Consider the following 20,256-nt stretch of genomic DNA (forward strand, 5'->3'; position numbering starts at 1 on the left):
GGGGGCTCGATGGCGCCTTGCTCGTGTGCGCCGTCCTGCGCACACGGCAAGACCGGGGTTGGGCGTCCTGCCCAACCCGCCCGAGGCATGCCTCGGGCCCATGGCGCCAACGGTCCCGGGCAGCCTCACCCACCCGCGCCATCCAGCATTCCGCGCGGCGGAGGGGTGAGCAAAGGCAGGGCAAGAGCTGGGGTCAGAGCCCTTTGCTACGCAAAGGGCTCTGACCCCGACCCACGAAAAAAGGCAGCCATTGGCTGCCTTTTTGCTTTTGCCTTTGCCTTTGATTCCGCCCTTCCCGTCCGCGCCCGCAGGAAACCTGACAGGCGGGACGGGTGGGCCGTTGCAGGACCGTTGGCGCCATGGGCCCGAGGCATGCCTCGGGCGGGTTGGGCAGGACGCCCAACCCCGGTCTTGCCGTGTGCGCAGGACGGCGCACACGAGCAAGGCGCCATCGAGCCCCCATGGACGGGTTTACGGCGTGTCCTGCAACGGCCCACCCGTCCCGCCCATCACGTATCAATCAAAGCACTGACGGAGCGCTTGATAAACCCCTTATTCCGCCAACATCGCCGCCAGCTTCTCCCGCGCCGGCCCTGCCAGCTTCGGGTTGTCCAGCGCGAAACGGATCGTCGCTTCCACCAGGCCCAGGTGCGTGCCGCAGTCGAAACGGGTGCCCTCGAAGCGATAGGCGTCCACCTCTTCGATCTTCAGCAGCTCGGCGATCGCATCGGTGAGCTGGATCTCGCCACCGGCACCGCTGCCGGTCTGCTCCAGCAGCTCGAAGATCTTCGGACTCAGCACGTAGCGGCCGACTACCGCCAGGTCGCTCGGTGCGTCCTCCGGCTTCGGCTTCTCCACGATCTGCGAGATGCGGCCCTTGCGGCCATCAAACGCCTCGGTGGCCACGATGCCGTAGCTGGCAGTCTTGTCGTGAGGCACGTCTTCAACGGCAATGACGCTGCCGCCGCTGGCTTCGTTCAGATCGGCCATCTGCTTCAACGCGCCGTCGCCGCGGTTCCAGATCAGGTCGTCCGGCAGCAGCACTGCGAACGGCTCATCGCCGATCACGGCCTTGGCGCACAGCACCGCATGACCCAGGCCCAGCGCTTCGGCCTGGGTAACGAAGATCGCACGCACCCCGTTGGGCAGCACGTGACGGATGAGTTCCAGCTGCTCCTGCTTGCCGGCGCGCTCGAGCTTCTGCTCCAGCTCGTAGGCCTTGTCGAAATAGTCGGCGACTGCATGCTTGTAGCGATTGGTGATGAACACCAGCGTGTCGCAGCCCGCCTCGATCGCTTCATCCACGGCGTACTGGATCAGCGGCCGATCGATGATCGGCAACATCTCCTTCGGCACGGTCTTGGTGGCTGGCAGAAATCGTGTTCCCAGGCCAGCTACCGGGAAAACCGCTTTGCGAATTCGCTTGCTCATTGGTGCCTGTTGGCCTCGCGTGCAGGAAAGGGCACGACTTTAGCGGATGAAATGTAAGCATCCTGTTCGATTGGAGAGAACTCCGGCATCGTCGCGAACAGGACTTCCTTGATGGTGTCGGTGTCGTAGCTGCAGACCGCATCGCGCAGGCGCGGCACGTTGGCCAGCACCAGGTCGCGCGAGAACATGCGCACACCGGCCTCGAGGATCTTCGGGTGCGCGGTGGAGCGGTAGTCCTCGTCCGAGTAGAACAGCGTCTCATGCAACTTCTCACCGGGACGCAGGCCGGTATAGATGATCGGGATGTCCTTGTACGGTTGCTTGCCGGCGAGGCGGATCATCTGCTCGGCCAGCAGGCGGATCGGCACCGGCTCGCCCATGTCCAGCGTGTAGATCGCGCCATGCGACGCCGAGGCAGCCGCCTGCAGGATCAGCTGGCAGGCCTCGGGGATGGTCATGAAGTAGCGGCTGACTTCCGGATCGGTCACCGTCACCGGACCGCCGCGCAGGATCTGCTCGCGGAACAGCGGCACCACGCTGCCGGCCGAGGCCAGCACGTTGCCGAAGCGCACGGTGACGAAACGGGTGTGCGTGGACTTCTGGTCCAGGCTCTGGCAGATCATTTCGGCGTAGCGCTTGCTCGCGCCCAGCGCATTGACCGGGTCGACCGCCTTGTCGGTGGAGATGAACACGAAATGCTCGACGCGCGCCTCGAGGCAGGCACGGGCCACGTTCTCGGTGGCCAGGATATTGTTGCGCACCGCCTCGCGCAGCTGCCGCTCCAGCACCGGCACGTGCTTGTAGGCTGCAGCATGGAAGGTGGTGTCGACCGGGTGCAGCGCCAGCGCGTGGCGGATCACCGCCGGGTCACCACAATCGCCCAGCACCGCTTCGATCTCGACATCCGGGAAGCTGCGGCGCAGTTCGCCCTCGATGGTCAGCAGCAGCAGCTCGCTGATTTCCAGCAGGATGATGCGACCGGCGCCATGACGCGCGCACTGGCGGCACAGCTCTGAACCGATCGAACCGCCGGCACCTGTAACCATCACCGTACGCCCGCCCAGCCAACCGCGAATCAGGTTCCAGTCCGGGGTGATCGGCTTGCGGCCGAGCAGATCCTCGATCGCGACTTCCTTCAACTGTCCCGGCAGCGACTGGCCCTGCAGGATGTCGCTGAGCTTGGGCACGGTGCGGAACGGGATGCCGGTGCTTTCGCAGATGGCAACCACCCGCTGCATGCCTGCCGCGTCCAGCGACGGCATCGCGATGACCAGCAGCTTGGCCGCGGTCTCGCGAACCACCGCCGGGGCATCGTCCAGGCTGCCCAGGATCGGCAGGCCCTGCAGCTTGGCCCCGCGCAGGTGCGGCGCATCATCGAGCAGGCCGACCGGCTCGAAATTGCCGGAGCGGCGCAGGTCGCGGACCAGGGTCTCGGCGGCCTGCCCGGCGCCGAGGATCAGCACCCGGCGCGCACTCGAATCCGACTGCAGGGCCTGGTAATCCTTCCACGAGCGGTACAGCAGGCGCGGCGCGCCCAGCAGGGCCGACAGCGCGAACGGGTAGATCACCAGCACCGACATAGGCACGCCATCGAAGCGCTTCCACATCAGTACCAGCACGATGCCGACCAGGCCGATGAAGCTGGCCTTGAAGATGTTCAGCAGGTCGCTGACGCTGGCGAAACGCCACAGCCCGCGATACAGGCCGACGCGCCAGAACACCAGGCCCTGCAGCAGCAGCACCAGGGTGGTGTCGACGTTCCACAGCGGCAACGCGGGCGCATTGGGCAGGATCGAGTACCGCCCCGCATGAAGCAGCTGCCAGCATGCCCAGACCATGAACAGGTCGTGGCAGACGATGGCCGAACGCGGCATCAGGCCGAGAATTCTGTCCCGCCAGGGTGAAGCCATAAGTCAGGTAGTTCCTTGTCGGTGACGCAATCCATTGCGCAGGAGGAGCCAAAGGACGCTCAGCGCTACAAACCACGCGATCGCCACGGCAGCCTCCCACCTCGGCTGCAAATTGGTGCAGACATTAAGCACTGTAATGCTGAACAGGCCCAAAGCGAAGTACATCCCTGTCACCAGCGCGTGGCTGGCTCCTGCCTGCACCGCCCGCTGGTAGACGTGCTGGGTGTGGGGTTCCATCCAGCGTTGTCCGGAAATGATGCGCGCCGCCAGTGTGAAGCCCGCGTCCACGAGGAATGCCGACGCCGGCACGAGCAGCAGGATCCAGTTGATATCGGTACGCACCGCAGCGATGGCGAGGACGACGGCGACTGCATAGCCGAGCGCGCCACTTCCGACATCACCCATGAAGATCCGCGCCCGCGGGAAGTTGAATGGCAGGAACCCCAGGCAGGCCAGGCCCAGCACCACCGCCGCCAGCGAGTAGGGCCAAGGCAGTACCGGCGCCAACCCCAACGCGACCACAATCGCCTGGCTGGCGGCGATGCCGTTGATGCCATCCATGAAGTTCCAGATGTTGATCAAGGAGGCGGTGAAGATCAGCACCAGCGCCGCCAGCCACCAGCTCCCGCCATTCAGCTTGACCAGCGCAGCCAGCAATGCGGCGGCGATGAAGTGCACCAGCAGGCGGCGCAGCGCCGGCAGCGGGCGATGGTCGTCCCACCAGCCGATGCCGGCCACCAGCACCAGGCCGAGGCTGGCGACCATCAGGCTGAGCGCGGCTTCGGGCCAGGCCCACATCGCCACGCCCGCGCTGGCCAGCAGGCTCATGACGATGGCGATGCCACCGCCTCGCGGCGTGGCCACGCTATGGCTGCGGCGCTCGCCCGGCTGGTCCATCAGTTGCCGGCGCAGGGCATAGCCGCGAGCCGCCCAGGTGAGCCCCGCACTCAGCAGGGCCAACCCCAGCAGCGCCCCCATCACAAGCCACGGCATCGATCAGAGCACCGCGTAGTTCAGCAACGGCTTGACCGTGCCCCATTCCTTGCAGCTCGGGCATTGCCAGTGATGGGTGCGTGCGCCAAAGCCGCAGCGGGTGCAGCGATAGGCCGGGTTGCGCACCAGCAACTGGTCGGTGATGTGCTTGAGGTCGTGCAGGGTCGCGGTCGAATCAGCACCTTCGGCCAAGGTCAGGTCGATCAGCGCGGACTCGCCACGCACCGACGGGCGATCCTTGAGCTGGCGGCCGAGGTAGGCACGGGCCGGGGCCACGCCCTCCTGCTCCTCCATCAGGCGGGTCAGGGCCAGTACCGGCGCGATGCCACGGTAGTGCTCGGTCATTTCCGACAGAAAGGCCCGCGCGCCGCCGAGGTCCCCGACCTTGCGGTAGTTCGCCATCAGCGCCGGCAGCAGTTCGGGCAGGTATTCCGGATCATTGCGCGCAGCACGCTCGAAGGCGCGCACGGCGGCTTCGGCATTGCCGGCATCGGTTTCCAGGCGCCCCTCGATGATGCCCGCACGCACCGACATCGCATCGGCCTGGTAGGCGCGGGCAATGGCCGCCCTCGCCTCTTCCAGCTTGCCGGCGCCACGGAAGCGCTCGGCCAGTTCGCATTCGAACTGCCCAATCAGCTTGCCCATCGGCTCGCCGGTGACGTCCTCGAAGCGGGTGGCGTTGTCAATCGCCTTTTCCCAGTCACGCTCGGCCTGGTAGATGCCGATCAGGTGCTTGAGCGCCTGCGGGGCGCGCTGGTCCAGCTGCGCCAGTTCGGTGAACACCGTCTCGGCGCGATCCAGCAGGCCGGACTTCATGTAGTCCTCGCCCAGGGCCAGCAGGGCCTGCACGCGCTGCGCGTCACTCAGGTCATTGCGGTTGACCAGGCCCTGATGCAGGCGGATGGCGCGGTCGACTTCACCGCGACGGCGGAACAGGTGGCCCAGGGCAACCTGGGTCTCGAAGGTTTCCTTGTCCAGCTCGGCGATATGCAGGAACAGCTCGATGGCCTTGTCCGGCTGCTCGTTGAGCAGGTAGTTCAGGCCGCGGAAATAGGTGCTGGACAGGCGGCTGACCTGGTTGTCACCGTGGCGCTGCCCGCCACGCCGGCCGATCACCCACCCGGCCAACGCGGCCAGCGGTACGAACAGGAAAAACCACAGCCACTCGGTGACGAAATCCATCTTCGATCAACGTCCATCAAAAGATTGGGAGGAAACACCCGCCGCCGGCGTGGCGGCAGCGGACTTGTTGGCACGGCGCAGCTGGCTGTAGAGCGGAATGACCACGCTCACGAGCACCAGGCCGGCACCGACGATGACACCGATCAGCAGGGCCGCAATCAGCGCCACACCGACGGAGGTATTCAATTGGGTAAACAGCAGGTTGATCGACATCGCGGTCATGTTGACCGCACCAATGATCAGCCCGAGGATCAGAACCGCCAGCAGGACCAGCAGACGAAAAACCTTCATGCGACAGCTCCAGTGGCAGGAGTCCGTAGCTTATCCGACTCGCGGCTGGATTCGCACGCGGTGGCGCGACGGCAGGCTCAGGCTGGATCGGCGTCCAGCGGCAGCACACTGCTGACCCGCTCGCGCAGTTCCTTGCCCGGCTTGAAATGGGGGACATGCTTGCCCGGCAGGGCGACCGACTCGCCGGTCTTCGGGTTGCGACCCAGGCGCGGCGGACGGTAGTGCAGCGAGAAGCTGCCGAAACCACGGATTTCGATGCGATCCCCAGCGGACAGCGAGCCGCCCATCATTTCCAGCAACGACTTCACCGCCAGATCGACATCATCGGCCTTCAGGTGCGCCTGGCGGCGCGCAAGGATTTCGATCAGTTCGGATTTGGTCATTACCGGCTCACATCAGGGGCATCTCAGCCTGAAACGGCCCGGGCATTGCCCGGGCCGTCCAGGAAACAACGAACAGCGTAAGGCCGATTACTCGGACTTGTTGCCGTTCAGCTGCGCACGCAGCAGCGCGCCCAGCTGGGTGGTGCCGCTGGAAGCCGAAGAAGACTGGTATTCCTCCAGCACTTCGCGCATTTCCGCGTCATCCTTGGCCTTGATCGACAGCTGCAGGGTACGGCCCTTGCGGTCCATGCCCACGAACTTGGCTTCGACCTTGTCGCCGACCTTCAGGTGCTGGGTGGCGTCGTCAACGCGCTCGTTGGCGATGTCGCGAGCCGAAACGTAACCCTCGATGCCGTCAGCCAGCTCGATGATCGCGCCCTTGGCGTCGACTTCCTTCACCACGCCCTCGACCTTGGAGCCCTTCGGATTGGCAGCCATGTACTGGCCGAACGGATCCTGCTCCAGCTGCTTCACGCCCAGGGAGATGCGCTCGCGCTCCGGATCGACCGCCAGGACCACTGCGTCCAGGGTGTCGCCCTTCTTGAAGTTGCGAACGATGTCTTCGCCGGTGGTGGCCCAGCTGATGTCGGACAGGTGCACCAGGCCGTCGATGCCGCCGTCCAGGCCGATGAAGATGCCGAAGTCGGTGATCGACTTGATCTGGCCCGACACCTTGTCACCCTTCTTGTGGGTGGCAGCGAAGGTTTCCCACGGATTGGCGGCAACCTGCTTCATGCCCAGCGAGATGCGGCGACGCTCTTCATCGACGTCCAGCACCATCACTTCGACTTCATCACCCACCTGGACAACCTTGGACGGGTTGACGTTCTTGTTGGTCCAATCCATCTCGGAGACGTGCACCAGGCCTTCGACGCCCGGCTCGATCTCAACGAACGCACCGTAATCGGTGACGTTGGAGACCTTGCCGAAGACGCGGCTGTTGGCCGGGTAACGACGGCCGATGTTGTCCCACGGATCCTCGCCCAGCTGCTTCAGGCCCAGCGAAACGCGGTTGCGCTCGCGGTCGAACTTCAGCACGCGGACGTCCAGCTCGTCGCCGACGTTCACGACTTCCGACGGGTGACGCACGCGCTTCCACGCCATGTCGGTGATGTGCAGCAGGCCGTCGATACCGCCCAGATCCACGAACGCGCCGTAATCGGTCAGGTTCTTGACGACACCCTTCAGGATCGCGCCTTCCTGCAGCTTGTCCATCAGCTGCTCGCGCTCTTCCGAGTGCTCGCTTTCGACGACAGCGCGGCGCGAGACCACGACGTTGTTACGCTTGCGGTCCAGCTTGATGAGCTTGAACTCGAGTTCCTTGCCTTCCAGGTAGGCCGGATCGCGCACCGGGCGCACATCGACCAGGGAACCCGGCAGGAAGGCGCGGACATCCTTGATGTCCACGGTGAAACCACCCTTGACCTTGCCGCTGATGCGGCCGGTGATGGTTTCGTTCTTTTCCAACGCTTCTTCCAGCTCGTCCCACACCATCGCGCGCTTGGCCTTCTCGCGCGACAGGACGGTTTCGCCGAAGCCGTTCTCGATCGAGTCGAGGGCGACCTTGACGATGTCGCCTTCGGCGACGTCGATTTCGCCAGCGTCGTTACGGAACTGTTCGATCGGCACGATGCCTTCGGACTTCAGGCCCGCGTTGATCACCACGACATCGCCGCGGACTTCAACAACGGTACCGCTGACGATGGCGCCCGGCTTCAGCTTGGCCAGGTTGGCCTGGCTGGCTTCAAACAGTTCGGCAAATGATTCGGTCATTAGATTTACTCTGTTGGACACATGGGTCGGTGGCGTCCCCTTCAGGGGAATGGCGACCGCCCGCCTGTTGGTCGACCCCGGAAACGCAGGTCGTGTGTAGTAGGAAAACCGCCACGCATCATTGCGCGGCGGAGCTTGTACAGCACTGCATTGCGCGACCACCGCCGATGCTGCTGGCAGTACTCCCGCGCGAACGGATCAGGCAGCCGGAACCGGAAGCAGATCCATCACTCGGGCAACGACATCATCGATGCCGATGCCTGTGGTGTCGATGAGGACAGCATCGTCTGCCGGCTTCAGGGGCGCCACGGTACGCTGGGCATCACGGGCGTCGCGGGCCATGATCTCGCGCAGGAGGTCATCAAAGTTAACAGAAACCCCCTTGTCTTTCAACTGCTTATGCCGGCGCTCGGCGCGCTCCTCGGCACTGGCGGTCAGGAACACCTTGTAGGGGGCGTCCTTGAAGATCACCGTGCCCATGTCGCGGCCGTCGGCGACCAGGCCCGGCAGCTCCCTGAATGCGCGCTGGCGCTCCTTCAGGGCGGCCCGCACCTCGGGAATCGCGGCAATGGCCGAGGCCAGTGCACCGGTGGTCTCCAGGCGCAGCTCGTCGGTGGCATCGGTGCCGTTGACCATGACACGCATCGACTCGCCCCGTTCAACAAACTGAACATGGGTGTCGAAGGTGCAGCGGACCAGCGCCGAGGCGTCGGAGGTATCGATGTCGGCCCAGCTGGCGGCCACGCCCACCGCCCGGTACAGCGCGCCCGAATCCAGGTAATGCCAGCCCATCCGGCGCGCGATGATGCGGCTGATGGTACCCTTGCCGGCCCCGGATGGGCCGTCGATGGTCAGGACGGGAGCGAGTGGATTCATGGGGGTCCCAGAGCGTGTGAAGAGGCCATTCTAGCCCCTGCCAGACGCCCCCAGCGGGATCTTTTGTGCAACCACTTGAAACCACGAGGAAAAGCCCGGTAGAATGGCGGGCTTGAACGAGCGTCCACTGCCGATTGTCTTTCGCATATCGCGGCCACGCTCCACCCGAACAACTACTGTTTACGCCGAGGTATGCCATGAAAGTCCTGTCCTCCCTGAAGTCGGCGAAGGCCCGTCACCGTGACTGCAAGGTCGTGCGTCGTCGTGGCAAGATCTTCGTCATCTGCAAGTCGAACCCGCGTTTCAAGGCGCGTCAGCGCTAAGCCTCACCAGCCCTCGCGGCTGAGGCTGGCCCTACGCGGGGCCGACCCGATGCAAGAAACCGCCTTCGGGCGGTTTTTTGTTTATGCGCTTTTTCCTGCCGTTTTTGCTGTAATCGCCTTTCTTGACCACTGGGGAGTAGATCGAGATGAAGCGTTACCTGTCTGTCCTGGCCGTGATGGCCACGCTGGTCGCCGCCACGCCGGCGCTGGCCGATACCCTGCTTGTCGACCGCGCCCGCGAGAAGCCGGCCGGTGCCCTGCCCGTGCGCGGCCAGAGCATGCAGCAGGTGCAGGCGCAGTTCGGCGCCCCGAACGAGCAGCTGCAGCCGCGTGGCGGGCAGAAACGGCAATGGCCGACCATCAACCGCTGGGTGTACCCGCAGTTCACCGTCTACTTCGAAAAGCAGAAGGTGATCGACGTGGTGGCCAACCAGGCGGACCCGAACGAAATCGGCCCGAAACCGCCGATCCGTTGATCCCTTTACCCGCCGCGGGCGGGGCTGTGTAGCGAGACCATGAACCAGACCCTTCGTTTTCCTGCCGAATGGGAAGCCCAGAGCGGCGTCCTGATTGCCTGGCCCACCGCCGACACCGACTGGGCTGACCGCCTGGGCCAAGTGGAAGAGACCTACATTGCCCTGGTCGCGGCCATCACCCGCTTCCAGCCGGTGCTGATCTGCGTGGCCGACGACGATGTGGAGACCTATGCCGAAATGCGGCTGCGCTCCAACCGCATCGACATGGACAAGGTCCACTTCACCACGGCGGCCTACGACGACACCTGGCTGCGCGACTCCGGCCCGATCACCCTGCGCCGCGCCGATGGCGGTTTCCAGCTGCTGGATTTCCGCTTCACCGGCTGGGGCGGCAAGTTCGACGCCACCCTGGATGACCAGCTGGTGGGCGTGCTCGACCAGGCCGGGGTGTTCAACGACGCGCCGGTGCGCAGCATCCCGTTCGCGCTGGAAGGCGGCGGCATCGAGACCGATGGTGAAGGCACCCTGCTGACCACCTGGAAGTGCCTGCACGAGCGCCACCCGGACCGCGACCGCGCCAGCCTGAGCGCCGACCTGGCCGGCTGGCTGCAGCAGGACCGCGTGCTGTGGCTGGACCACGGCTACCTGGAAGGCGACGACACCGACGCTCACATTGACACCCTCGCCCGCTTTGCTTCGCCTGACAGCATCGTCTACCAGGCCTGCGACGACGAGAGCGACTCGCACTACGCCGAACTGCAGGCGATGGGCAACGAACTGGCCGCGCTGCGGACCAAGGACGGGCAGCCGTACCGCCTGTTCCCGCTGCCGTGGGCACAGCCGGTGATCGACGAAGGCCGCCGCCTGGCCGCGTCGTACGCCAACTACCTGATCGTCAATGGTGCGGTGCTGATGCCGGCCTATGGCGATCCGGCGGATGACCTGGCCCGCGACGTGCTCGCGCAGGCGCACCCCGGCCGCGAGATCGTGCAGGTGCCCTGCCGCTCGCTGATCTGGCAGAACGGCAGCCTGCACTGCATCACCATGCAGTTGCCGGAAGGGCTGTTGAAGGCCTGACGTATGACGCCGGGCCCCCGCCCGGCACCGCTTGTGTAGCGTCGGGCCATGCTCGACTGCCTTTCCGCGCGATCTGACCGGAGAGCAGTCGAGCGTGGCTCGACGCTGCGAACGGCGGCCCATTCAGCGCACGACACGCCGTCGCCGCCCATCCGCGCTAACATGCAGGTTTTCCCCCGCAGGAACGCCCCGCATGAACTCGCGCAGCCCCCTTACCGTCGCCCTGGTCCAGGAGCGCAACCACGGTGATGCCGCCGCCAATCTGGCGGTGATCGAAGCACGCGTGGCCGAGGCGGCTGCCAAGGGTGCCAAGCTGGTGCTGCTGCAGGAACTGCACAACGGCCCGTACTTCTGCCAGCACGAGTCGGTCGATGAGTTCGATCTGGCCGAGCCGATCCCGGGCCCGAGCACCGAGCGCCTGGGCGCGCTGGCGAAGAAGCATGGCGTGGTGCTGGTCGGCTCGCTGTTCGAACGCCGCGCCGCCGGCCTGTACCACAACACCGCCGTGGTGTTCGAAAAGGACGGCACGCTGCTCGGCAAGTACCGCAAGATGCACATCCCGGATGATCCGGGCTTCTACGAGAAGTTCTACTTCACCCCGGGCGACATCGGCTTCACGCCGATCGACACCTCGGTGGGCCGCCTTGGCGTCCTGGTCTGCTGGGACCAGTGGTACCCGGAAGCGGCGCGCCTGATGGCGCTGGCCGGCGCCGAGCTGCTGCTGTACCCGACCGCGATCGGCTGGGACCCGGACGACGTGCAGGACGAGAAGACCCGCCAGCGCGACGCCTGGGTGCTGAGCCACCGCGGCCATGCCGTGGCCAACGGCCTGCCGGTGCTGAGCTGCAACCGTGTCGGCCACGAGGCCTCGCCGCTGGGCGCGTCGGGCATCCAGTTCTGGGGCAACAGCCACGTGCTGGGGCCGCAGGGCGAGTTCCTGGCTGAAGCCGGCACCGATGCCACCGTGCTGCTGTGCGACGTCGACCTGCAGCGCAGCGAGCATGTGCGCCGGATCTGGCCGTTCCTGCGTGATCGCCGCATCGATGCGTACGGCGACCTGCTCAAGCGCTACATCGACTGAGCCGGAGCCCGCGCATGGCCGTCCTCATCCGTGATGCCGGCCCTGCCGACATCGATGCGATCACCGCGATCTACGCGGTGGAAGTGACCGACTTCGTCAACACCTACGAGTACGACATCCCGGACGCGACCGAGATGCTGCGCCGCATGCGCGACATCATCGATCGCGGCTTCCCCTACCTGGTCGCCGAGATCGACGGCCAGGTGGCCGGCTATGCCTACGCCAACACCTACCGCACCCGCATCGCCTACCAGTGGACCGTGGAAAACTCGGTCTACGTCGATGCCCGCTTCCAGGGCAAGGGCGTCGGCACCGGCCTGCTGCACGCCCTGATCGACGCCTGCGTGGCGCGTGGCTACCGGCAGATGGTGGCGGTGATCGGTGAGCCGACCAACACCGCGTCGATCAAGCTGCACGAACGCTTCGGCTTCGAGCGGGTCGGCGTGTTCCGTGGCCTCGGCCGCAAGCACGGCCGCTGGCTGGATACCGTGCAGATGCAGCGCGCGCTCGGCGATGGCGCCGGCACTGCACCCTTCAATGAATGAACCCATGACCGAAACCCTTCCCGAGACCGGCGACGACCTGTTCGCCGGCCAGCCAGTGCGCGTCGTCGAACGCGACGGCGTGCGCTACACCCTGCTGGGCACCGCCCACGTTTCCCGCGCCAGCGTTGAAGCCGTGGAGAAGGCCATCGACAGCGGCCGCTTCGATGCGGTGGCGGTCGAGCTGGACCCGCAGCGCCTGCAGGCCCTGAGCGACCCGGACTCGCTGGCCAAGCTCGACCTGGTGGAAGTGATCCGCAAGGGCCGCGTGGCCCTGTTCGCCGCCAACCTGGCCCTGTCCGCCTACCAGCGACGCCTGGCCGAGCAGCTGGACATCGAGCCGGGCGCCGAACTCAAGCGCGCCGTGGAACTGGCCCGCGAACGCGACCTGCCGGTGCACCTGATCGACCGCGAGGTCGGCCTGACCTTCCGCCGCGCCTCGCAGCGGCTGGGCTTCTTCGGCAAGCTGAAGCTGGTTGCCGGCCTCGGTGCCGGCCTGTTCTCGTCGGAGGAAGTGGGCGAGAACGAGATCGAGAAGCTCAAGCAGGGCGACATGCTGGAATCGAGCTTCGGCGAGTTCGCCAGCGAGAGCCCAGCGCTCTACGAGACCATCATCGGCGAACGCGACCGCTACATGGCCACGCGCCTGCGCGAGGAGCGCACCCCGCAGCAGCGCGAAGTGCTGGCGGTGGTCGGTGCCGGCCATCTGGCCGGGCTGGCGCGCCACCTGGAAGCCGACACCGAAGCGCCGGCACCGCTGCGTGCCGAACTGGAAGCGGTGCCGAAGAAGCGCAACATCCCATGGTTCACGCTGGGCATCCTGGCGATCGTGGCCACCGGTATCGGCGTCGGCTTCTACCGCGGCGGCCTGGGCGTTGGCACTGAACTGCTGGCGACGTGGGCGATGTACACCGGCGGCCTTGCCGGCCTCGGCTGCCTGCTGGCCGGCGGTCATCCGCTGAGCATTCTCACCTCGATCGCGGTGGCGCCATTCAAGCCGTTCCGTCTGAGCATTCCCACCGGTGCGTTCTCGGCGCTGGTGGAAGCACGTCTGCGCAAGCCGGCGTACGAAGACTTCCTCAAGCTGCGCGACGATGCGCAGAGCCTGAAGGGCTGGTACCGGAACCGCGTCACCCGCGTGGTGCTGACCTTCATGCTGACCAACCTGGGCAGCATACTGGGCCTGTGGCTGACCACGTTCAAGGTGTGGGGCAAGGTCGCGGGGTAAGCCCTTCAACCGGCCACAGTATCTGTAGCGGCCGAGCCCATGCTCGGCTCTACAGAGTCGAACAGACGCTGCGAACGAAAAAAAGGGGGAGGCCGCCCCACTACGACCGGCCTCCCCCACACCACAACACGTTGCCGCGACCTACAGCCGGGCAGCGCCCGGCTCTACCATCTCCAGACCGCGCGCACGACGGATCAGCCGCGTCACGGCCGTGCGCAGGTCGTCCAGAACCGCATAGATGGTCGGCAGGAACAGCAGGCTGACCACGGTCGAGAACGCCAGGCCGCCGGCAATCGCGCGCGCCATCGGCGAGTACTCCGGGCCATTGCCGAACATCTGCGTATCGGTCAGCGAGATCGGGATCATCGCCAGGATCGCCGTGCCCATCGTCATCATGATCGGGCGCAGGCGCTCGCGCGAGCCTTCCACCAATGCCTGGGTGCGGCCCATGCCGCCGCGCCGCAGGTTGTTGATGTGCTCGATCATCACGATGCCGTTGTTCACCACCACGCCCATCAGCACCAGGATGCCGATGAAGGACATGATCCCGAACGAGGTACCGGTGATCCAGAACAGCCAGAACACACCAAAGATCGAGAACAGCACGCCGCTCATGATCGCTGCCGGGAACAGCAGCGACTCGAACACCGCGGCCATCACCACATAGATCATCACCAGCGCGATGAGCAGGTTGAACACCATCTGCTGCATCGCCTCGTTGTCGTTGCCGTAGTCGCCGCCATCGAAGGTGTAGCCATAGCCGGCCGGGAAGCTCATTGGCTTGAGCACGGCTTCGATCGCCTTGCGGCCATCCGGCGCGGTGATTTTCTCGGCGAGGTTGGCCTTGATGGTCAGTGTGGTCTGGCGGTTGGTGCGGCCGATCTGGGTGGCCGAGGAGCCGACATCAACGCTGACCAGGCTCAGCAGCGGCACGCTGCGGCCATCGCCGGTACGCACACTGAAACCGGCCAGGTCCTCGGGACTGCTCTGCTCGGCGCCGGCGAAGCGCACCCATACCGGTACTTCGTTGTCGCCACGGCGGAACTCGCGCATCGGCGCACCCCGCAGCGCCAGGCCAACGAAGCTGGCCACCTGCTCGGCGTTGAAGCCGAACGCCGCCGCACGCTCGCGGTCGACGCGCACCTTCAGCTCGCCGCCCTTCTCGCCGTTGTCGATGCGCACGTCGCGCAATTCGGCACGCTGGGACAGCAGGGGCAGCACTTCCTGGCCAATCTCCTGCAGCATGCTGCTGGAGTCGCCGACCAGCTGCACCTGCACGCCCTGGTTGCCGCCACCGCCACCATCGCCGCCCTGGTTGCCGACGAAGTAATCGGTACGGGCCGACTTCGGCAGGCCCTTGCGGATCTCCTCCTGCAGCGCCTTGATGTCCTTGGCGTACTTTTCGTCCAGGGTGACCACGGTCGAGCTGCCTTCCTGCTCGCTGTACCAGGAGTAGACCTGCTTCACGTGCAGGCGCTCGCGGTTCTGGTCGATCCAGTTCTCCACCCGCGCCACTTCTTCGGACATCTGCCGGTAGGTGTAGGCGCCCTTCCACATGTAGCCGATGAAGATGTCCTTGCCACCTTCGCCGCCGAACATGTCGACCTTGGTCAGCTTCATCGGCACCAGGCTGACCAGCACCACCAGCAGGATGCCGAGCAGGCTCCAGCCGCGATGGCGCAACGACCAGTCCAGCAGCTGCGCGTAGCGGCGCTGCAGCCGGGCAATCAGGCCAGTCTGCGAATACACCAGCTTGGGCGTGGCCATGCGCGCGGACAGCATCGGGATCAGGCTGACCGCCACCAGCCACGAGGCCAGCAACGAGACCGAGATGGTGATCGCGATCTGCGCCATGAAGATGCTGATGTTGTTGGTCTCACCGAACAGGTTCGGCACGAACACGATGCAGTGGCACAGGGTGCCGGCGCTGAGCGCGATGGCAACGTTGCGGGTGCCGATGATCGAGGCCAGCCGCGGCTGTCCGGGCATGCGTTCGCGCTCCTGGTAGATGCTCTCGACCACCACCACGGCGTTGTCCACCAGCATGCCCACGGCCAGCAGCAGGCCCATCATTGTCAGGATGTTCAGCGTCACCCCGACGAAGTACATGAAGCCCAGGGTGATGGTGAAGCAGATCGGAATGGCCAGGGTCACCATCAGCGTGGATGGCCAATGGCGCAGGAAGAAGAACAGCACCGTGATCGACAGGATCAGGCCGACCGCACCGGCCTCGGCCAGCTCCAGCAGCGAGGACGTCACCGCCTTGCCCTGGTTGTCGATCACCTTGATCTGCACGTCGCGCATGGACGGCTCGGCGCGGATCGACTCGACTTCGGCCAGCGCTGCACGCGAGACTTCGACCAGGTTGGCGCTGCGCTCCTTGAAGATGTCCAGGCCGACCGCGGGATTGCCATCCAAGCGGCGGCCGTAACTCATCCGCGCCGGCTTGAGGCGCACGTCGGCGATGTCGCCCAGGCGCAAGCCCTTGGCGTTGATCACCAGGTCGCGCATTTCCTGCAGGTCGGTGATCTCGCCGACCGGCTGCACGCGAACGCGCTGGCCGTTGTCGTCGATCTGCCCGGCCGAGATCGAGAAGTTCAGCGTGCGCAGGCGCTCACTCAGCTCGTTGATGCTCAGGCCGTGCGCGTTGAGCCGGTTCGGATCGATGGCGATCTCAACCTCGTTCGGCGGCGCGCCGGTGATGTCGACCCGCGCCACGCCCGGTATCCGCTCGATGCGCCGCTTGAACTCGCGGTCGAGCATGTCATAGGCCGTGGTCAGGTCGGCGGTGCTGGCCAGGCGCACCTTCAGCACCGGCTGATCGCTGCTGGACCACTTGAACACGTTGTAGCGCTGCAGATCGTCGGGCAGGTCACTGCGGATCGCATCGATGCGCTCGCGCGCGTCGGAGGCGGCGATGGCGATGTCCCTGTCCCAGTCGCTGAACTCGATGAAGATCGACGCAGCTTCGGACGTGGCCGACGAGCGCATGCGCTTGATCCCGGTCATCGTCGCCAGTGACTCCTCGACGGGCCGGATGATGGTGCGCTCCACTTCCTCCGGGGTCGAACCGGTGTACGGAATCTGCACGAACAGGAACGGCGCGGAGATGTCCGGCAGCGCCTCCAGCGGCAGCCGGAATGAAGCAATCAGGCCGATCACCACCAGCGACACGAAACACATGATGGTGGTGACCGGGCGGCGTATGGAGAACTCGGCAACGCTCATGCCGGTTCCTCCGCGCCCGCCGCACTGCCTGCATCACCCGGCTCGACCCCGCCGGCATGCTTGCGGCCACGCTCGCGGTAATAGGCGTCGCCTCGGCGGTCCATCAGGTCGTACACCACCGGGATCACCAGCAGGGTCAGCAGGGTCGAGACCAGCAGGCCGCCGATCACGGTGATCGCCATCGGCGCACGCACCTCGGCACCCTCGCCCATCGCCACCGCCAGCGGCAGGAAGCCGAACAGCGTGCACAGGGTGGTCATGATGATCGGCCGCAGGCGCGAGCGCGCACCTTCCACCAGCGCTTCATGCTTGGCCACGCCGGCCTCGCGCAGCTGGTTGACCTTGTCGATCAGGATGATCGCGTTCTTGGTGACCAGGCCGACCAGCAGGATCAGGCCGATGAACACGACCACCGAAATCGGCTTGCCGGTCAGCATCAGCGCCAGGATCGCACCGACCAGCGCCAGCGGGATGGTGAACAGGATCACAAACGGGTGCAGCAGCGATTCGAACTGCGAAGCCATCACCAGATAAACCAGGAAGATCGCCAGGCCGAAGGCAAAGATCAGCGACTTGGCGGCCTGCGCCAGTTCCTCGCCCTGGCCGCCGATGTGCAGGCCCACGCCGGCGCCCAGCGGTTGCTCGGCCACCATCTGCTGCACTTCGCGCATGGCCGCGCCCAGGTCGATGTCGCGCAGGTTGGCCGAGACCACCGCCACGCGGGTCTGGTCGGCGCGATGGATCTCGCTCGGGCCGGTGGTGGCGACCACGTCGGCCACCGCGTCCAGGGTCACCGGACGGGTGCTGCCTGGATTGACGATCAGCCGGCGGATGCTTTCCACGCTGGCACGGTCGCCTTCCTGCGCACGCACCAGCACGTCGATCTTGCGGTCACGGAAGCTGTAGCGGGTGGCGACGTCGCCACGCACCTTCTTCACCACCACATCGGCGATCTGGCGGGTGGTCAGGCCCAGCGCGCCGGCGCGTTCCTGATCGAAACGGATCTGGATTTCCGGGAAACCTTCTTCCACCGTCGACTTGACGTCGGCGTAGTGCGCGTTGCCACGCAGCATCGCCGCCAGGCGTTGGCCGGCCACTTCCAGCGTCGCCATGTCCTGCCCGCGCAGCTCGATTTCCAGCGGGGTGGAGAAGCTGAACAGTGCCGGTCGCGCGAAGTCGACCTGCGCACCCGGATGCTGGGTCATGGTGTCGCGCAGACGTTCGGTGATCGCCGCTTCGGTGCGCGGATTGCCGCCGCCTTCCATCACCACGGTCAGCTTGCCGATGTTTTCGCCGCTCTCGGTCGGGCTGGCATCCAGGCGGGTGCCGCTGCCACTGACGCCGTACAGCGAGGCCACGCCTTCGCCCTTGCCGTGCGCCAGCTGCAGCTCACGCACCAGCGCATCGGTCTGCTTCAGCGGCGTGCCTGCCGGCAGCTTCACCGTCATTTCGAAGCGGTCCTGCGCCAGCTGCGGGATCAGGTCGGCACCGAGCATCGGCACCAGTGCCATGGTCGCCATGAAGATAAGGCTTGCCACGGCCAGCACCTTGCCGGGATGGGCCAGCGCGCTCGGCAGCAGGCGCAGGTAACCGCGCTCGGCGCCGGCGTAAGGCTTCATCGCCAGGTCGCTGGCCTTGCGCATCACCGGCCCGACCACCGCCACCACGCCGCGCCACAGGCGCACCACCAGCCAGGCCAGCGCATAGAAGCCCCAGCGCACGGTCGCCACCGCGCCGCGACGGCCCAGCGCAACCGGCTTCTGCCAGCGGTTCTGTGGCTGCCACGGTGCGTTCGGCGCTTCCTCCGGGAACGCCAGCGGCGGCCGTCCCTTCAACGAGCTGAGCATCGGGATCAGGGTCATCGACACCAGCAGCGAGATCGCGATGGCGATCGCCACGGTCAGTGCCTGGTCGCGGAACAGCTGGCCAGCGATGCCTTCGACGAACACCAGCGGCAGGAACACGGCGATGGTGGTCAGGGTCGAGGCGACCACCGCCATGCTCACTTCGCGGGTACCGGCAATCGCTGCCTGCAGGATGCCCAGGCCACGCTCGCGCGCCTTGGCGATGCTCTCCAGCACCACGATCGAATCGTCCACCACCAGGCCGGTGGCCAAGGCCAGGCCGCCCAGCGACATCACGTTCAAGCTCAGGCCGAGCTGGCCCATGAAGAAGAACGTGGCGACGATCGAGACCGGCAGCGACAGGCTGATCACGAACGTGCTCCAGCCATCGCGCAGGAACAGGAAGATGATCAGGATCGCCAGCAGGCCGCCAATCACCGCGTCCTTCTTGACGTCGGCGATGGCGTGCTCGATGAAGCGCGACTGGTCCTCGATCGTGGTCATCTCGACATCGGCCGGGAACGTGTCCTTGATCTGCTCCAGGCGCTTGCGCAGCGCTTCGGCGGTGGACACGGTGTTGGCATCACCTTCCTTGTAGATCGCCAGTTCGACCGATTCCTTGCCGCCCAGGCGGATCACCGCTTCGCGCTCCTTGTAGCCCTGGCGCACGGTCGCCACGTCCTTCAGCCGCACCGGCACGCCGTTGGCGACTACGCTGGAACCGCCGCCGGTCGATGCGCTCTGTGCCGCCGACGCCGCCGCGATGGCCGCCGCCGAACCGGTCGATGCGGCGATGTTGAACATCTGCTGCAGCGCCGAGTCTGCCGCGCTGCCGTTGGACGCCTGGGTGGTGACCAGCAGGTTGCGGATTTCCTCCAGGTCGGCGAACTGGTTGACGGTACGCACCAGGAAGCGTTGCGAGCCTTCCTCCAGGCGGCCGCCGGAGATGTTGATGTTCTCGTCCTTCAGGCGCTTGATGACGGTGTCGATCGGCAGGTTCAGCTGCGCCAGCTTCTGCTGGTCGATGTCGACCTGGATCTCGTCTTCCAGGCCGCCGCCGACCTTGACCGCAGCCACGCCGGTGACCGGCTCGAGCTTCTTCTTCAGGTCTTCATCAGCATAGCGGCGCAGGCCGGTCAGCTCGCGGATCGCGTCGGCATCGGTGGCCGGCGCAGTCTTGCTCGACAGCACCAGGCGCATGATCGGCTCAGTGGACGGATTGAAGCGCAGCAGCACCGGGGCCTTGGCCTCCAGTGGCAGGTTCAGCGCTTCCATCTTGTCGCGCACCTCCAGGCTGGCCTGGTCCATGTTGGTGCCCCAGGCGAACTCCAGCACCACATCGCTCTGGCCGGTGCGCGAGACAGACTTCAGCTTGCGCAGGTTCTTGACCACGCCCACCGCTTCTTCGACCGGCTGGGTGATCAGGGTTTCGATTTCGGTCGGCGCCGCACCGGTGTATTCGGTGCGCACGGTCAACGTCGGGTAGCTCAGGTCGGGCAGCAGGTTGACCTTGAGGTTGCCCAGCGCGATCAGCCCGAACAGCAGCAAGGTGACCGTGCACATGGCGATGGTCACGCGGCGGCGCGTGGCGAATTCCACCAGGCCGCCGCGCATGCCG

The 20,256-nt window shown here is 65.9% G+C and carries 15 protein-coding genes and 1 pseudogene; 6 read left to right on the plus strand and 10 right to left on the minus strand.

Translation table 11 applies throughout. The annotated features are described in order from the left end of the window. Positions 1 to 552: 552 nt before the first annotated feature. The 8 genes from galU to cmk form a co-directional block, all read right to left on the minus strand. Positions 553 to 1,431 carry a UTP--glucose-1-phosphate uridylyltransferase GalU gene (galU, locus tag QZ853_RS19805; RefSeq protein ID WP_295579055.1) on the minus strand — a complete coding sequence of 293 codons (879 nt, stop codon included), beginning with the start codon at positions 1,429 to 1,431 and terminating at the stop codon, positions 553 to 555. Then, complete coding sequence (locus tag QZ853_RS19810) at positions 1,428 to 3,341, minus strand: nucleoside-diphosphate sugar epimerase/dehydratase (RefSeq protein ID WP_295579066.1); 1,914 nt, start codon at positions 3,339 to 3,341, stop codon at positions 1,428 to 1,430. Before QZ853_RS19810 ends, galU begins: the two co-directional genes overlap by 4 nt. A 3-nt stretch (positions 3,342 to 3,344) precedes the next feature. Next, positions 3,345 to 4,334 (minus strand): glycosyltransferase family 4 protein, encoded by a 990-nt coding sequence (locus QZ853_RS19815; RefSeq protein WP_295579077.1) that lies wholly within the window; start codon positions 4,332 to 4,334, stop codon positions 3,345 to 3,347. Between the two features lie 3 nt (positions 4,335 to 4,337). Then, positions 4,338 to 5,516, minus strand: coding sequence for a lipopolysaccharide assembly protein LapB (gene lapB / locus QZ853_RS19820; protein ID WP_197582099.1), 1,179 nt, complete (start codon positions 5,514 to 5,516; stop codon positions 4,338 to 4,340). Between the two features lie 6 nt (positions 5,517 to 5,522). Next, positions 5,523 to 5,807, minus strand: a complete 285-nt coding sequence (locus QZ853_RS19825; protein WP_197582098.1) for a LapA family protein — start codon at positions 5,805 to 5,807, stop codon at positions 5,523 to 5,525. A 77-nt stretch (positions 5,808 to 5,884) separates the two neighbouring features. Then, positions 5,885 to 6,190 carry an integration host factor subunit beta gene (locus tag QZ853_RS19830; protein WP_005409286.1) on the minus strand — a complete coding sequence of 102 codons (306 nt, stop codon included), beginning with the start codon at positions 6,188 to 6,190 and terminating at the stop codon, positions 5,885 to 5,887. 87 nt (positions 6,191 to 6,277) lie between these two features. Then, complete coding sequence (gene rpsA / locus QZ853_RS19835) at positions 6,278 to 7,963, minus strand: 30S ribosomal protein S1 (protein WP_108764888.1); 1,686 nt, start codon at positions 7,961 to 7,963, stop codon at positions 6,278 to 6,280. 198 nt (positions 7,964 to 8,161) lie between these two features. Then, positions 8,162 to 8,839, minus strand: coding sequence for a (d)CMP kinase (gene cmk / locus QZ853_RS19840; RefSeq protein ID WP_049454773.1), 678 nt, complete (start codon positions 8,837 to 8,839; stop codon positions 8,162 to 8,164). 197 nt (positions 8,840 to 9,036) lie between these two features. Here cmk and ykgO point away from each other — a divergent pair, with 197 nt between their 5' ends. The 6 genes from ykgO to QZ853_RS19870 all read left to right on the plus strand — a co-directional run bounded on the left by ykgO (position 9,037) and on the right by QZ853_RS19870 (position 13,566). Continuing rightward, the gene (gene ykgO / locus QZ853_RS19845) at positions 9,037 to 9,162 is read left to right on the plus strand and encodes a type B 50S ribosomal protein L36 (protein ID WP_005409283.1); all 126 of its coding nucleotides are present in this window, start codon (positions 9,037 to 9,039) and stop codon (positions 9,160 to 9,162) included. Positions 9,163 to 9,338: 176 nt separating this feature from the next. Next, positions 9,339 to 9,638 carry a hypothetical protein gene (locus tag QZ853_RS19850; RefSeq protein WP_295579227.1) on the plus strand — a complete coding sequence of 100 codons (300 nt, stop codon included), beginning with the start codon at positions 9,339 to 9,341 and terminating at the stop codon, positions 9,636 to 9,638. A 39-nt stretch (positions 9,639 to 9,677) separates the two neighbouring features. Beyond that, the gene (locus tag QZ853_RS19855; RefSeq protein WP_295579105.1) at positions 9,678 to 10,715 is read left to right on the plus strand and encodes an agmatine deiminase family protein; all 1,038 of its coding nucleotides are present in this window, start codon (positions 9,678 to 9,680) and stop codon (positions 10,713 to 10,715) included. Between the two features lie 193 nt (positions 10,716 to 10,908). Beyond that, a complete protein-coding gene (locus QZ853_RS19860; protein WP_295579108.1) occupies positions 10,909 to 11,796 on the plus strand; it encodes a carbon-nitrogen hydrolase in 888 nt (295 codons plus the stop codon). Positions 11,797 to 11,810: 14 nt separating this feature from the next. Beyond that, the gene (locus tag QZ853_RS19865; RefSeq protein WP_295579112.1) at positions 11,811 to 12,341 is read left to right on the plus strand and encodes a GNAT family N-acetyltransferase; all 531 of its coding nucleotides are present in this window, start codon (positions 11,811 to 11,813) and stop codon (positions 12,339 to 12,341) included. After that, a complete protein-coding gene (locus tag QZ853_RS19870; protein ID WP_295579115.1) occupies positions 12,334 to 13,566 on the plus strand; it encodes a TraB/GumN family protein in 1,233 nt (410 codons plus the stop codon). Before QZ853_RS19865 ends, QZ853_RS19870 begins: the two co-directional genes overlap by 8 nt. Positions 13,567 to 13,707: 141 nt before the next feature. Here the strand turns inward: QZ853_RS19870 and QZ853_RS19875 are convergent, their stop codons facing one another. Continuing rightward, complete coding sequence (locus QZ853_RS19875; protein ID WP_295579118.1) at positions 13,708 to 16,794, minus strand: efflux RND transporter permease subunit; 3,087 nt, start codon at positions 16,792 to 16,794, stop codon at positions 13,708 to 13,710. Continuing rightward, positions 16,791 to 20,246: pseudogene (locus QZ853_RS19880) on the minus strand (efflux RND transporter permease subunit); the annotation flags it as partial. The gene QZ853_RS19875 and the pseudogene QZ853_RS19880, both read right to left, overlap by 4 nt. Between the last annotated feature and the right edge of the window lie 10 nt (positions 20,247 to 20,256).

The sequence above is a fragment of the uncultured Stenotrophomonas sp. genome, assembly GCF_913778665.1.
Classification (GTDB): Bacteria; Pseudomonadota; Gammaproteobacteria; order Xanthomonadales; family Xanthomonadaceae; genus Stenotrophomonas.